Source organism: Paraburkholderia lycopersici (assembly GCF_900096975.1).
GTDB classification, from domain to species: Bacteria; Pseudomonadota; Gammaproteobacteria; order Burkholderiales; family Burkholderiaceae; genus Paraburkholderia; species Paraburkholderia lycopersici.
On sequence record NZ_FMYQ01000004.1, the window covers coordinates 176,375 to 191,173 of the forward strand.

The window sequence follows — 14,799 nt, forward strand, 5'->3', positions numbered from 1 at the left end:
TTCATATTTCCATCACGCCCTGCGCACTACAATGCACAAAACGCTATTGGAACCGAGAGGAATGACAGCACCATGACATCGAACGACGAGGCGCCGTCCAGCCTGCTTGAGCGCGGCGCAGGTGTAGCGGTGTGGCGGCAGATCGAGCAGATCCTCGCGGCCGAGATCGCCGCCAAGGGCTTCGGCGAAGAAGGCCGCTTGCCGAGCGAGGGAGAACTCGCGCGCCGCTTCGACGTGAACCGCCACACGGTGCGGCGCGCGATGCTGGGTCTCGCGGCGCTCGGCCTCGTGAGCGTCGAGCAGGGCCGGGGCACGTTCGTGCAGCCCGGCGCGATCGACTACTCCATCGGCAAGCGCACGCGCTTCACCGAGAACCTGAAGCGCCATCAGCATTCCGCGGTGGGCAAGCTGCTCGCCTCGTCGCGCGGGAAGGCGGACCCCGCGGTCGCCAAGGCGCTCGGCCTGCGCGCGGGCGCGCTCGTGTACCGGCTCGAAACGCTGCACGAGTCCGAAGGCGTGCCGCTCACTTACGCGCGCAGCTGGTATCCGGCGGCGCGCTTCGCCGATCTGCCGGCCGTCATGGCGCGCGTGGACAGCACTTCGAAGGCGCTCGCCGAATACGGCGTGACCGACTACCTGCGCAAGTGGAGCCGCATCGGCAGCGTGCTGCCCGAGGCCGAGGTGGCGCGGCGCCTGAACATCAACCGTCAGCAGCCGGTGCTATGGGTGGAGAACGTCGACGTCGATCTCGACGGCGTGCCGATCAAATACGGCGTCACGCACTTCGCAGCCGATCGCGTGCAACTGATGGTGGAGCACGACCTGTGAGCGTGCCGCACGAAGACTGGAGCGAGGCCGCGCGTTTCGCGCTTTACTATGCGCCGCCGCGCGACTCGGCGTGGTGGCGGGCGGGTTGCGCGTGGCTGGGCCGCGATCCCGAAACCGGTGCCCCGCTCGCGCCGCCGCATCTGGCGGGGCTCGCACAGCCGCTCGACGCGCTCACCGTTGCGCCGCGCCGCTACGGCTGGCACGGTACGCTCGTGCCGCCGTTCCGGCTCGCGAACGGCGTGACGCCCGAGGCGCTCGTCGCTGTTGCGCAGCGGTGGGCGCTGCGGCAAGCGCGCTTCGCGGCAAACGTCGAGGCGGCGACGCTTGGCCGCTTCGTCGCATTGCGCCCGGCCGACGAAGCGGGCGAGACCGCGCTGCGCGAACTCGCCGCCAGCGCATTGCGCGCGCTCGGCGCCCTGCGCGCCGCACAAACGCCGGCTGAACTCGCGAAGCGCCTCGATGCTTCGCTCACGCCGCGTCAACGCGCATACGTTCAAGAGTGGGGCTATCCGTACGTGCTCGAAGAATTCCGTTTTCACATGACGCTCTCCGACTCGCTCGGCGACGCCCATACGTGCGCGCGACTCGTCGAGGCCTGGAACACGCAGATGCGCGATGCGCCCGCGCTGCCCGTGGAGGGCGCCGCGCTTTTCGTCGAGCCGCGGCCCGGCGCGCCGTTCGTGCTATGGCGCCGGCTGCCGTTCGCGGAGGCCCGTGCATGAAGGGCGGTCTGATCTACGTGATGGGGCCTTCGGGGGCGGGCAAGGACACGCTGCTGCGTTTCGCGCGCGAGCGGCTCGCCGGGGAGGCCGTGGTGTTCGCGCATCGCTACATCACGCGCGAAGAGAGCGGCGGCGAGAACCACATCGCGCTGACCGAACCCGAATTCGAAGCGCGCTCGCGGCGCGGCCTCTTCGCGCTCGAGTGGCGCAGCCATGCGCTGCGCTATGGCGTGGGCGTGGAGATCGACCAATGGATGGCGTCCGGTTGCACCGTCGTGGTGAACGGTTCGCGCGCCTATGCTGGCGAGGCGTTCGAACGCTACCCGTGCATGACGCTCGTGCATGTCGAGGCCGCGCAGCACGTGCTGGCCGCGCGCCTCGCCTCGCGGGCGCGGGAGACGCCCGAACAGGTGGCGGCGCGCCTTGCGCGGCGCGCGCCGTTCGAGGTGCCCCCTGGCGCGATGTTCTCCCGCATCGACAACTCGGGGCGGCTCGAGGAGGCTGGCGAGGCGTTCATCGAGGTCGTGCGCCGCGTGACGGCAGGATAGTAAGGACGCACGCCTTAACCGCCGCTTAAGGGCTCGAACTGGCTGGGGGATTTTTGGTCGGGCGCGGTCGCCGTGAGAAGATGCTGGCGACCCGCGAACTCAACGAGAATGCCCTTGGACCGTTTCCAGGAGATGCAGATTTTCACGCGCATCGTCGATCGCCGCAGCTTCACGCAGGCGGCCGAGGATCTGAACCTGCCGCGTGCAACGGTCACCAATTCGATCAAGCGTCTCGAAGCGCGCCTCGGCGTGCGGCTGCTCGAACGCACCACGCGCCAGGTGAAGCCGACGCTCGACGGCGACGCCTACTATCAACGCTGCATGCGTCTGCTCGCGGACCTTGAGGAAACTGAAGAGGCGTTTCGCGACCCCGACCCGCAAGGGCGGCTACGCGTGAACATGCAGGGCACGCTCGCGCAGTATTTCGTGGTGCCGCGGCTGCCCGACTTCCTTGCGCGCTATCCGCGCATCGAACTCTTCATGGGTTCGAGCGACCAGTTCGTCGACCTCGTGCGCGAGGGTGTGGACTGCGTGCTGCGCGCCGGCGAACTGGCCGACTCTTCGATGATCGCGCGGCGCGTGGCGCTGCTGGAGCAGGTGACCTGCGCGAGCCCCGCCTATCTCGAACGGCACGGCGATCCGGAATCGATCGAGGCGCTCGACGGCGCGGGCGAGCGAGCGCCAGGCCGCGCGGGCCACCGGGCGGTGAACTATCTTTCGCCGGCCACGGGCCGCGCGCTTCCGCTCGAATTCACGGCCCCCGATGGCGTCAAGCGCGTGACGCTGCCCGGGCCGGTGGCGGTGAACGGCGCGGAACTCTACACGGCCGGCGCGCTGGCGGGTCTGGGCATCGTGCAGGTGCCGCGCTACCGCGTGCGCGAGCAGCTCGCCAACGGCGAGCTGTGCGTCGTTCTGCCGGCGCATCCGCCTCCGCCTATGCCGGTATCCGTGCTGTACCCGCAGAACCGCCAGCTCTCGCTGCGCGTGCGCACGTTCGCCGACTGGCTCGTGCAGGTGTTCGCCGACGTCGCCTGAGCGAGAGCCGGCCTGCGTGCTCAGGTGCGTCGCGCGACCATGCCGGACACGCGCGCCGCGGCTTGCTGAAGCGGCTCGAGAAAGGTCTTCACCATCTGCTTCGCCGACGTGCGCTGCGCGTTGCCGCTGATGTTCATCGCGGCGATCACGCGGCCCTGCCGATTGCGGATCGGCGCCGAGATCGAGATGAGGCCGCCTTCCAGTTCCTGATCGACGATGGCCCAGCCCTGCTGGCGCACCTGCGCGATGATCTTCTTGAGTTCGCCGATATCGGTGACCGTGCGCGCCGTGTGCGCATAGAGCGGCGTGGAGCCGAGCGTTTCGTCGAGCGCGGCGTCGTCGAGCGACGCGAGCAGGACGCGCCCCATCGAGGTGCAGTAAGCGGGCAGGCGGCTGCCGATCGAAAGATTGATCGTCATGATCTTGTGAGTGGGCACGCGCAGCACGTAGACGATTTCGGTGCGGTCGAGCACGGCCGCCGAGCAGCTCTCGTGCACCTCCTGGGAGAGCTCTTCCATTACCGGCTCGGCGAGGTTCCAGAACGGCATCGACGTGAGGTATGCGAAGCCGAGGTCGAGAATGCGCGGGGTGAGGCGAAAGAGCCGCCCCTCGGCTTCGACGTAGCCGAGCGTCTGCAGTGTGAGGAGGATGCGGCGCGCGCCCGCGCGCGTGAGGCCGGTCGCGGCGGCGACGTCGGTGAGGGTCTGCTCGGGATGCTCGGCGTTGAACGCGCGGATCACCGAAAGCCCGCGCGCGAACGACTGCACATAGGAGTCGCCCGGCTTTTCGGGAATCTCCTGCGGTTCGGCGGAACGGTCTGGCGAGGCACGGGAAGCAGAATTCATGGGCGTGACGGTCGGTCTTGCTGCGGCGCTTGAAGAACCTATCAAGATAACGCAAGCGATCGATTTCGCCAACAAGTGGCGGGGGTGGGATCGGCGCGAATCTGGGAGAGCGCGCGCCCGCTCGAGCCTCAATCGAACGACATGACAGCTCATGCGGCATATATGCGCACGATACCAATTTGCGTTCAGTTATTGATATCAGTCAATTAAATCTAGCCCGAAAAAATTGACGAAAGGATTGGTTGTATATAGCTAATTATCGGTGTCCGGAGAAATTAAAAGAAAAAATAAAATGTGCCGGCATTCGAACGAATCGCGACACTTTCTTCCGTTTGCCCAGTCGGGTTCGTCGGCACCATCGTTCCCTCTCATCGCTTGCGCACGCCAATCCGCCGGCCCAAAATGCGCCCCGCAACGAGCATCCACGGGCATGAAAGCTTATAGAAAGATAATTGCGGCTTTCCGCCGCGCTTGCCTGGATGAGCCTGGACCCGCTAGTGATTCCTTAGCAAAGATCAAATTTTGAGATTGGTCCTTTCCGTAGAATTCGCGCTGAATACGATACGGGTGCATTTTGCGTGGCGAATTTGCGATGCAAATGTGTTGGGTGTGAGGCGTTTTTGGTGGACAACGGAAAACAGGCAAACATGAAAGACAGGAAAGCCTTTAAAAGGTGGTTAATCCCCCTCGGCGGTGGGCTGCTCGTTTCTCTTGCGGGGTGCAGCGGCAATTTTGCCGTGCTGGACCCGAAGGGCAGCGTGGGCATGGCCGAGAGATCGCTCATCGCCACGGCCACATGGGCCATGCTGCTGGTCGTGGTGCCCGTCATTATCCTGACGCTCCTGTTCGCGTGGCGCTATCGCGCCTCCAACCGCAACGCGACCTACGCGCCGAAGTGGGCCCATTCCACGGCGATCGAAGTGGTGGTCTGGGCCATTCCTGCCGCGATCATTCTCTTCCTCGCCATTCTCACGTGGCGCACCTCGCACGAGCTCGATCCGTACAAGCCGCTGGAGTCGAGCGTGAAGCCCATCAACGTCGAAGTCGTCGCGCTCGACTGGAAATGGCTCTTCATCTACCCGGACCTCGGCATCGCCTCGGTGAACCAGCTGGCAGTGCCGGTCGGCACGCCGGTCAACTTCCGCATCACGTCCGATTCGGTGATGAATTCGTTCTTCATCCCGCAGCTCGGCACGCAGGTCTACGCCATGGCGGGCATGCAAACGCGTCTGCATCTGATCGCCGACGAAGCCGGCGATTTCGATGGCCTTTCGTCGAACTACAGCGGCAAGGGCTTTTCGGACATGAAGTTCCGCACGCTCGCCACGAGCCAGAAGGACTTCGACGCGTGGGTGCAGAAGGTGAAGGCGTCATCGACGCAGCTTTCGATGGATCAGTACGCAACGGTTTCGCAGCCGCAGGAGAAAGCGCCCGTTCAGTACTTCTCGACGGTCGATCCGAAGCTCTTCAATAACATCATCGCGAAGTACAACAACGGCCACGTCACGAATTTCAGTGACCCGTCGTGTGTGACCAAGGGGTAAGCAGGCATGTTCGGCAAACTTACATTAGAGGCGATTCCGTTCGATCAGCCCATCATCATGGGCGCCGCGGCGTTCATGGCGCTGATCGTCATCGGCGTGCTCGGTTTCGTTACCGTGACCGGCAAGTGGAAGTACATCTGGACCGAGTGGCTCACGAGCGTGGACCACAAGCGCATCGGCGTGATGTACATGATCGTGGCAGTGCTCATGCTCGTGCGCGGCTTCGCCGACGCGGTCATGATGCGTATCCAGCAGGCCATGGCGTTCCATTCGCCCGGTTATCTGCCGCCGCATCACTTCGACCAGATCTTCACGGCGCACGGCGTCATCATGATCTTCTTCATGGCGATGGCGCTCATGGTCGGCTTCTTCAACCTCGTCGTGCCTCTGCAGATCGGCGCACGCGACGTGGCGTTCCCGTTCCTGAACTCGCTCTCGTTCTGGATGACGGCGATCAGCGCAATCCTCATCAACCTGTCGCTCGTGGTCGGTGAGTTCGCGAAGGTAGGCTGGCTCGCGTATCCGCCGCTCTCCGAACTGCAGTTCAGTCCGGACGTGGGGGTCGACTATTACATCTGGGCGGTTCAGCTCTCCGGTGTCGGCACCTTGATTACGGGCGTGAACTTCTTCGTCACGATCCTCAAGATGCGCGCGCCGGGCATGTCGCTCATGAAGATGCCGGTGTTCACGTGGACGGCGCTGTGCTCGAACGTGCTGATCATGGCGACGTTCCCGATCCTCACCGTCGCGGTGGCGCTGCTCGGCCTCGACCGCTACGTCGGCACGCACTTCTTCACGAACGACGCCGGCGGCAACGCCATGCTGTACCTGAACCTGATCTGGGCGTGGGGCCACCCCGAGGTGTACATCCTCGTGCTGCCTGCGTTCGGCATCTATTCGGAAGTGATGGCCACGTTCTGCAAGAAGCCGCTGTTCGGCTACAAGACGATGGTCTATGCCTCGTGTGCGATCATGGTGCTCGCGTTCCTCGTGTGGGCGCACCACTTCTTCACGATGGGCTCGGGCGCAGACGTCAACGCGTTCTTCGGCATCGCGACCATGATCATCGCCATTCCAACGGGCGTGAAGATTTTCAACTGGCTGTTCACGATGTACCGCGGCCGCGTTCACTTCACCGCGCCGGTGCTCTGGACCATCGGCTTCATGGTGACGTTCTCGATCGGCGGCATGACCGGCGTGATGATGGCGATCCCGGGCGCGGACTTCGTGCTGCACAACTCGCTCTTCCTGATTGCCCACTTCCATAACGCCATCATCGGCGGCGTGGTGTTCGGCTACCTCGCAGGCCTGCAGTACTGGTTCCCGAAGGTGTTCGGCATCAAGCCCAGCGAGAAGCTCGGCAAGGCGTCGTTCTGGTGCTGGTTCATCGGCTTCTACGTGGCCTTCGTGCCCCTCTACGTGCTCGGCTTCATGGGCGCGACGCGTCGCACGAATCACTACGACGTGCCCGAATGGCATCCGTACTTCATCGTTGCCGCGATCGGCGCAGCGATCATCGCGGTTGGTATCGTGTTCCAGGTTCTGCTGTGGGTGATGGCCTTTGTGAACCGCAACAAGGCGGAATGCAAGGACGTGACCGGCGACCCCTGGGACGGACGCACGCTCGAATGGTCGACCTCGTCGCCGCCGGCGGTTTATAACTTCGCCGTCATCCCGCACGTGGACGAGATCGACGTCTTCGCGCACATGAAGGAAGCGGGCCGCGGTCCTGGCCTCCTCGCGAAATACAGCGACATCCATATGCCGTCCAACACGTCGGCGGGCTTCTTCGTCGGCATCTTCAGCCTGGTGCTGGGCTTCGCGGCGGTGTGGCACATCACGTGGCTCGCGGTGCTCGGGTTCGTTGGCGTCGCGCTGACGGTCATCCTCAAGAGCTTCGGCAACAACGACGGTTATTACATTCCGGCCGCCAAGGTCCGCGAGATCGAGGAACGGCGCTTCGGCACCGGCGCGGCCGCGGCTAAGCGTGATCTGGTCGCCGAGGAGGCAATCTGATGTTACAGAAAACCCATGCGGCAACCCTCGCCGAAATCGATCATCACGATCACCCGCAATCGCACTCGGTATTCGGCTTCTGGATCTACCTGATGACCGACTGCGTGCTGTTCGCGGCGCTGTTCGCCACGTTCGGCGTGCTGAGCCACCAGTTCGCTGGCGGCCCCACCGGCAAGGACCTGTTCGACGTTCCGGGCGTCGCGCTCGAAACGGCCGTGCTGCTGCTCTCGAGCATCACGTACGGCTTCGCGATGCTCGGCGCGCAACAGCGCAAGAATGGTGTCGTGCTCGGCTGGCTCGCTGTCACCTTCATTCTGGGTGCGTCGTTCCTTGGGCTCGAACTGCGCGAGTTCTCGCACCTGATCGCAGACGGCGCCGGTCCGCAACGCAGCGCGTTCCTCTCGTCGTTTTTCACGCTCGTCGCGACGCACGGCCTGCACGTGTTCTTCGGTCTCCTGTGGATGCTCGTGATGATGCTCCAGGTGCTGCGCGCACCGCAGCTAGGCGACCAGGAAGTCCGCCGTCTCACGTGCCTGAGCCTCTTCTGGCACTTCCTCGACGTCGTGTGGATCTGCGTGTTTTCTTTTGTCTATCTGGGGAGCGTGCTCTAAATGGCTCATACTCATGCGGAGTCCCACGGCAGCCTTGGCAGCTATGTGGCGGGCTTCATCCTTTCGGTGCTCCTCACGGCCGGCGCGTTCGGCGTCGTGCTGCACGGCGCGCTTGACACTACCACGGCCCTGATCGTGATCGCGGTGCTCGCTTTCGTGCAGGTGGTTGTGCACCTCGTGTTCTTCCTGCATCTGAACATGTCGCCGGGGCAGGGCTGGAACGTGCTCTCGCTCGCGTACACGGTGCTGGCTGCCGCGTTCCTGATCTTCGGCACGATGTGGGTCATGCACAATGTCGGCATGCTCATGATGTCGCGTTAAGCGTCTGCTGCGCGGGCGCGCCTCGCGCGCCTGTGCATACGAAGGCCGCACGGACTCTCGTCCTGTGCGGCCTTTTTCATTTCTGGCGCATGGTCGGTACGCTTGACACCCGTCCCGCGCGACGCCTATCATGGGCGCCAAAAGTTCGTTTGTCGATCATTGGTTCGATAGTCGAACATATCGCATCGGGACGCGCGGTCGATTCCCCTTCTTTTCGCCCGCGCAGCCAGTCAATCTCAATCATCTTTGCATGGGATCGCGTGAAGCTGCTTACAGGCCGCGTGCGATCGAAAGGAGACTCACATGACGGAAGCCTTCATCTGCGACGCGATTCGCACGCCTATCGGCCGCTACGCGGGCGTCCTTGCCCATGTTCGCGCCGACGACCTCGGCGCCGTTCCCCTCAAGGCGCTGATGGAGCGCAACAAGGACGTGGACTGGACAGCGATCGACGACGTCGTCTATGGCTGTGCGAATCAGGCGGGCGAAGACAACCGGAACGTCGCGCGCATGTCGTCGCTGCTGGCGGGGCTACCGCAGGCGGTGCCGGGATCGACGGTGAACCGGCTGTGCGGCTCGGGCATGGACGCGGTGGGCATTGCCGCACGTGCGCTCAAGGCCGGCGAAACGGGGTTGATGATCGCGGGCGGCGTGGAGAGCATGAGTCGCGCGCCTTTCGTCATGGGCAAGTCCGCAAGCGCCTTTTCGCGCGACGCCGCGATCTACGACACGACAATCGGCTGGCGCTTCGTCAATCCGCTGATGAAACAGCAGTACGGCGTCGACTCGATGCCGGAAACGGCGGAGAACGTCGCCGGCGATTACAACGTGAGCCGCGCGGATCAAGATGCGTTTGCGCTGCGCAGCCAGCAGAAGGCGGCGCGCGCGCAGGCCGATGGCACGCTGGCGCAGGAAATCGTCGCTGTCACCATTGCGCAGAAGAAGGGAGATCCGGTTGTCGTTTCGCGCGACGAGCACCCGCGGGAGACGAGTCTTGATACGCTGGCAAGACTAAAGGGCGTGGTGCGGGCCGATGGATCGGTTACGGCCGGCAATGCCTCCGGTGTGAACGACGGCGCCTGTGCGCTGTTGCTTGCCAACGAGGAGAACGCGAGGCGCTTTGGGCTCGTGCCGCGTGCGCGGGTGCTCGGTGTGGCGACCGCGGGCGTCGCGCCGCGTGTGATGGGCATCGGGCCCGCGCCAGCTACCCAGAAGCTGCTTGCGCGCCTGAACATGACCATCGATCAGTTCGATGTTATCGAGTTGAACGAAGCATTTGCTTCGCAAGGGCTCGCCGTGCTGCGGATGCTCGGCGTCTCCGACGATGATCCTCGTGTCAATCCTAACGGCGGCGCTATTGCGCTCGGGCATCCGCTTGGGATGAGCGGCGCTCGGCTCGTGACTACGGCTATGTATCAACTGCATCGCACACAGGGGCGTTTCGCGCTTTGCACGATGTGTATCGGCGTGGGGCAAGGGATTGCTCTCGCCATCGAGCGGGTTTGATTGTTATTCGCTCTGAATCTCGAAAGCCTCGGGGTCGTGGTGATTCACTGCTTTTTTGAGGGGCGTGTTGCGCGATGGAGTGCTCCGCAGTGAGTGCGCGTGAAAAAGCCGGTGCATCGCGACATCGTCGCCATGCACCGGCTTTGGCTTTTCCGCGCGGGCGCCCGTGAGGACGGCCGCCCTTCGTCTTGCCGCTTACATGCCGGCCATGCACATGTACTTGATTACCACGTAGTCGTCCACGCCGTAGTGCGAGCCTTCGCGGCCAAGGCCCGACTGCTTCACGCCGCCGAACGGCGCGACTTCGTTCGAAATCAGGCCGGTGTTGATGCCCACCATGCCGTATTCGAGCGCTTCGGCCACACGCCACACGCGGCCGATGTCGCGGCTGTAAAAGTAGGCGGCGAGTCCGAACTCGGTATCGTTCGCCATCCTGATCACTTCCTCATCCGACGAGAAGCGGAACAGCGGCGCAAGGGGGCCGAAGGTTTCGTCGCGCGCGACCTTCATCGCAGGCGTGACGCCGGTGAGGATGGTCGGCTCGAAGAAGCCATGACCGAGCGCGTGGCGTTTGCCGCCCGTAAGCACCTGGGCGCCTTTGGCGAGCGCGTCCTCGATGTGCGATTCCACCTTCAGCACGGCCGCTTCGTTGATGAGCGGGCCTTGCGTCACGCCCGTCTCGGTGCCGAGGCCGACCTTGAGTTTTTCCACGGCGTCGCGCAGCTTCGCGGCGAACGTGTCGTACACGGCGTCGTGCACGTAGAACCGGTTCGTGCAGACGCAGGTCTGGCCGCTGTTGCGATACTTCGAGGCGATGGCCCCCGCAACGGCCGCGTCGATGTCGGCGTCTTCGAACACGATGAACGGGGCGTTGCCGCCCAGCTCGAGCGAGACCTTCTTGACCGTCGAGGCGCACTGGCTCATCAGCAGGCGGCCCACCGGCGTCGAGCCCGTAAACGAGAGCTTGCGCACGGTCGGATTGCTCGTGAGCTCGCCGCCGATCGCTTTCGGGTCGCCGGTCACGACGCTGAAGATGCCGCTCGGCACGCCCGCGCGCTCGGCAAGAACGGCTAGCGCGAGCGCCGAGAACGGCGTGGCTTCGGCGGGCTTGAGAACGATCGGGCAGCCTGCTGCGAGCGCGGGGCCGACCTTGCGCGTAATCATCGCGGCGGGGAAATTCCACGGCGTGATCGCGGCGCACACGCCAACGGGCTCCTTCGTCACGACGATGCGCTTGTCGTTCGCGGGCGTCGGAATCGTGTCGCCGTAAATGCGCTTGCCTTCCTCCGCGAACCATTCGAGGAACGAGGCGGCGTAGCCGATTTCGCCCTTCGCTTCGGCGAGCGGTTTGCCTTGTTCCGTGGTGAGGATCAGCGCGAGGTCGTCGGCGTTTTCCACCATCAGGTCGTGCCACTTGCGCAGGACGGCGCTGCGCTCCTTCGCGGGCTTCGCGCGCCATGCGGGCCATGCGGCGTTCGCAGCGGCGATCGCGCGGCGCGTTTCGGCCGCGCCCATGCGCGGAACGGTGCCGAGCAGCGCGCCGGTAGCCGGGTTCTTCACTTCGAGCGTGGCGCCGTCGTCGGCGCCTTGCCATTCGCCGTTGATAAAGGCGTTGTTCTGCAGCAGCGATGCGTCTTTCAGGTTCATGCCTGAACTCCAGATAGGCGTTGATTCGATTCGTTTAGAACGACGAACGGCACAGCGGCAAACGCCGGTGTGCCGCTTCGAGGATGGCCCGCGCGAAGCGGGCCAGCGGTACCTGCTAAAAGCGACGCGCCGGCGGCTTAAGCCGGTACGCCCACGGCTTCCTTGATCGACTCTTCGAGGATCGCAAGCGCTTCGTCGAACACGTTGTCCTGAATCGTCAGCGGGAACAGGAAGCGCACGACGTTCGAGTACACGCCGCACACGAGCAGCAGCAGGCCGCGGTTCAAGGCGGCGGTCTGCACGCGCCTGGTGAAGTCGGCGTCGGCTTCGCTCGTGCCCGGCTTGCAGAACTCGACCGCGTTCATCGCACCCGGGCCGCGCACGTCGGCGATTTGCGGCACTTCGGCCTTCAACGCGCTGAGCTTGGCCTTGAGCTTGTCGCCGAGCTTCGTCGCGCGCTCGCAGAGCTTTTCTTCTTCGATGATCTCGATCACCGCGTGCGCCGACGCCACCGCCAGCGGGTTGCCCGCATACGTGCCGCCGAGGCCGCCGGGCGCCGCCGCGTCCATGACTTCGGCGCGGCCCACCACGCCCGAAAGCGGCATGCCGCCCGCGAGGCTCTTGGCGGTCGTCATGAGGTCGGGCGTGACGTCGTAGTGCTCCATGGCGAACAGCTTGCCGGTACGCGCGAAACCCGTCTGCACTTCGTCGGCGATCAGGAGGATGCCGTGCGTGTCGCAGATCTTGCGCAGGCCGCGCACGAAATCGGCGGGCGCCTGGTAGAAGCCGCCTTCGCCCTGAACCGGTTCGAAGATGATCGCGGCGACGCGCTTCGGGTCGATGTCGGCCTTGAACAGCATCTCGATGTGCTTGAGCGAGTCGGCCGTGCTGATGCCGTGAATCGGGTTCGGGTACGGTGCGTGGTAGATGTCGGCCGGGAACGGGCCGAACGCGAGCTTGTACGGGGCGACCTTGCCCGTGAGCGCCATGCCCATGAGCGTGCGGCCATGGAAGCCGCCCGCGAAGGCGATGACGCCCGGACGGCCGGTATGGGCGCGCGCGATCTTGACGGCGTTTTCGACGGCTTCGGCGCCCGTCGTGAAGAACGCGGCCTTCTTGGCGAAGCTGCCCGGCGCGCGCTGGGCGACCTTCTCGGCCAGCGAGACATACGACTCGTAGGGCACGATCTGGTACGCGGTGTGCGTGAAGCGGTCGAGCTGGGCCTTGATCGCGGCGACGATCTTCGGATGGCGGTGGCCCGTATTGCACACGGCGATGCCCCCTGCGAAGTCGATGAAGCGACGGCCTTCCACATCCCACAGCTCGGCGTTTTCGGCGCGCTCGGCGTAGAAGTCGCACATCACGCCCACGCCGCGCGGGGTAATGGCGTTTTTGCGGCTCAGCAGATCGGCGTTCTTGCTCACGTTCATCTCCTTCGGGATCAGTGTCGGTTCTCGGTTGGCTGGTGGACCGGCAAGCAGTCCATGCCGCGACTATACTCACGTTTGGCTCTAAATTTCAGAGCCATTCAGTGCAATATTTAGGAGCCAATTTCGATGCGCGCGAGTGTTCTTTCCGACTGGCTGGCCCAGCGGCTCGACCGCGGGAGCGCCCAGCCGGTCTACCGGCAGTTGCACAAGCTGCTGCAGCGGGCCATCCTTTCGCGCGAGTTGCCGGCGGGCGCGCGCGTGCCGTCGTCGCGGCTGCTCGCGGCCGAACTGGGCATCGCGCGCAATACCGTCACGCAGGTCTACGAGCAATTGGTGCTCGAAGGCTATGTGACGTCGGCGACCGGGCGCGGGACCTTCGTGGCCGACACGTCGCCGGATGAAATCGTCGGGGCGGCGGAGATTGGCTCCGTGGGAACCACAAAAAAATCGGGCGATACAGGAGCCGCGGTGGCTGTCGGCTTAAGCGCAACTAACAGCGAAGTCGTGCAGGCGGCGTCCGCGGCGGACGGTCTTGCGGCGGTCGCCGCCGCCAGTCCGCCGCGCGTCACGGCGCGTGCGCTTTCCGCGCGCGGCACCCGCCTCATTGCGGGCGCGGGCGTCTCCAAGCGCCAGGGCGGCGCGTTCATGCCCGGCGTGCCCGACGTCTCGCGCTTCCCGGCGCGTGTCTGGACGCGCCTGCACAACAAGTACTGGCGCAGCCTGCGTCCCGACCTGTTGACCTACGCGCCCGGCGGCGGCCTCGCGCTGCTGCGCCACGTACTCGCCGACTATCTGCGCACCTCGCGCTCGGTGCGCTGCTCGCCGGAGCAGATCATCATCACGACGGGCATCCACCAGTCGGTGGATCTCGCCGTGCGCCTGCTCTCGGACCCCGGCGACACCATCTGGACCGAAGACCCGTGCTACTGGGGCGTGCGCAGCGTGCTGCACGTTTCCGGCCTCAACATGCGGCCGGTCGCCGTGGACAGCGAGGGCCTCGACCCCTCGCCCGCCGATTTCGCCGCGCCGCCGCCGCGGCTCATGCTCGTCACGCCTTCGCATCAATATCCGCTCGGCATGGTGATGAGCCTCGCGCGCCGCCGCATGCTGCTCGAGTACGCGCGCCAGCATCAGTGCTGGATCATCGAGGACGACTACGACAGCGAGTTCCGCTATGGCAGCCGCCCGCTCGCGTCGTTGCAGGGGCTCGATACGGCGGGGCAGGTGATTTACGTGGGGAGCTTCGGCAAGACGCTGTTTCCGGGGCTGCGCGTGGGCTATCTCGTGGCGCCCGAGTCGCTCGCGGAAAGCTTCGCGACCGCGAGCGCCGAGCTGTATCGCGAGGGGCAATTGCTGCAGCAGGCCGTGCTCGCGGAATTCATCGCCGAGGGACACTTCACCTCGCATATCCGCAAGATGCGCGCGCTCTACGGCCAGCGGCGCCAGGTGCTGCTCGACGCCGTGTCGCGCCGCTACGGCGACGCGTTGCCCGCAATGGGCGGCGACGCGGGTCTGCACGTCGTGATGCAGTTGCCCGAAGGCGGCGACGACCGCGCCGTGGCCGAGGCCGCGCTGGCGCGCAATATCGTGGTGCGGCCGCTTTCGGGGTACTACGCGTCGCGCGAGCGCGCGAACCCGGGATTGCTGATCGGCTATGCGTGCGTGCCCGACGACGAGATCGCGCCCGCGTTCGAGACGCTGGCCGAGGCCATCGATTCGACGTTGCCCGCGTTCACGTGAACGCTG

At 65.0% G+C, this 14,799-nt stretch carries 13 protein-coding genes; 10 read left to right on the top strand and 3 right to left on the bottom strand.

Annotation, left to right across the window (positions count from 1 at the left end; genetic code table 11):
- The first annotated feature begins 72 nt into the window (after positions 1-72).
- The 4 genes from phnF to BLU17_RS06890 all read left to right on the top strand — a co-directional run bounded on the left by phnF (position 73) and on the right by BLU17_RS06890 (position 3,133).
- A complete protein-coding gene (phnF, locus tag BLU17_RS06875; protein ID WP_091995967.1) occupies positions 73-828 on the top strand; it encodes a phosphonate metabolism transcriptional regulator PhnF in 756 nt (251 codons plus the stop codon).
- Positions 825-1,550 (top strand): DUF1045 domain-containing protein, encoded by a 726-nt coding sequence (locus BLU17_RS06880; protein ID WP_245746748.1) that lies wholly within the window; start codon positions 825-827, stop codon positions 1,548-1,550. Before phnF ends, BLU17_RS06880 begins: the two co-directional genes overlap by 4 nt.
- The gene (gene phnN / locus BLU17_RS06885) at positions 1,547-2,098 is read left to right on the top strand and encodes a phosphonate metabolism protein/1,5-bisphosphokinase (PRPP-forming) PhnN (RefSeq protein WP_091995969.1); all 552 of its coding nucleotides are present in this window, start codon (positions 1,547-1,549) and stop codon (positions 2,096-2,098) included. The genes BLU17_RS06880 and phnN overlap by 4 nt, the downstream gene beginning before the upstream one ends.
- A gap of 114 nt (positions 2,099-2,212) precedes the next feature.
- Entirely contained in the window at positions 2,213-3,133 is a 921-nt protein-coding gene (locus tag BLU17_RS06890; protein ID WP_091995970.1) for a LysR family transcriptional regulator, read from the top strand.
- A gap of 20 nt (positions 3,134-3,153) precedes the next feature.
- Here BLU17_RS06890 and BLU17_RS06895 read toward each other — a convergent pair whose 3' ends face one another.
- Positions 3,154-3,978, bottom strand: coding sequence for an IclR family transcriptional regulator (locus BLU17_RS06895; RefSeq protein ID WP_091995971.1), 825 nt, complete (start codon positions 3,976-3,978; stop codon positions 3,154-3,156).
- Between the two features lie 647 nt (positions 3,979-4,625).
- Here BLU17_RS06895 and cyoA point away from each other — a divergent pair.
- The 5 genes from cyoA (at position 4,626) to pcaF (ending at position 9,976) form a co-directional block, all read left to right on the top strand.
- Positions 4,626-5,522: a ubiquinol oxidase subunit II gene (cyoA, locus tag BLU17_RS06900; protein WP_091995972.1), complete on the top strand. Its 897-nt coding sequence runs from the start codon at positions 4,626-4,628 to the stop codon at positions 5,520-5,522.
- Between the two features lie 6 nt (positions 5,523-5,528).
- Positions 5,529-7,538: a cytochrome o ubiquinol oxidase subunit I gene (gene cyoB, locus BLU17_RS06905; RefSeq protein ID WP_091995973.1), complete on the top strand. Its 2,010-nt coding sequence runs from the start codon at positions 5,529-5,531 to the stop codon at positions 7,536-7,538.
- Positions 7,538-8,149: a cytochrome o ubiquinol oxidase subunit III gene (cyoC, locus tag BLU17_RS06910; RefSeq protein ID WP_091995974.1), complete on the top strand. Its 612-nt coding sequence runs from the start codon at positions 7,538-7,540 to the stop codon at positions 8,147-8,149. The genes cyoB and cyoC overlap by 1 nt, the downstream gene beginning before the upstream one ends.
- Positions 8,150-8,470, top strand: coding sequence for a cytochrome o ubiquinol oxidase subunit IV (gene cyoD / locus BLU17_RS06915; protein ID WP_091995975.1), 321 nt, complete (start codon positions 8,150-8,152; stop codon positions 8,468-8,470).
- Between the two features lie 303 nt (positions 8,471-8,773).
- Positions 8,774-9,976: a 3-oxoadipyl-CoA thiolase gene (pcaF, locus tag BLU17_RS06920; protein ID WP_091995976.1), complete on the top strand. Its 1,203-nt coding sequence runs from the start codon at positions 8,774-8,776 to the stop codon at positions 9,974-9,976.
- Between the two features lie 195 nt (positions 9,977-10,171).
- Here pcaF and gabD read toward each other — a convergent pair whose 3' ends face one another.
- Positions 10,172-11,623, bottom strand: coding sequence for an NADP-dependent succinate-semialdehyde dehydrogenase (gene gabD, locus BLU17_RS06925; protein ID WP_091995977.1), 1,452 nt, complete (start codon positions 11,621-11,623; stop codon positions 10,172-10,174).
- 137 nt (positions 11,624-11,760) lie between these two features.
- Positions 11,761-13,053: a 4-aminobutyrate--2-oxoglutarate transaminase gene (gene gabT, locus BLU17_RS06930; protein ID WP_091995978.1), complete on the bottom strand. Its 1,293-nt coding sequence runs from the start codon at positions 13,051-13,053 to the stop codon at positions 11,761-11,763.
- Positions 13,054-13,179: 126 nt separating this feature from the next.
- On the opposite strand from gabT, the gene pdxR reads away from it, so the two are divergent.
- Complete coding sequence (pdxR, locus tag BLU17_RS06935; protein WP_091995979.1) at positions 13,180-14,793, top strand: MocR-like pyridoxine biosynthesis transcription factor PdxR; 1,614 nt, start codon at positions 13,180-13,182, stop codon at positions 14,791-14,793.
- The last annotated feature ends 6 nt before the right edge of the window (positions 14,794-14,799 follow it).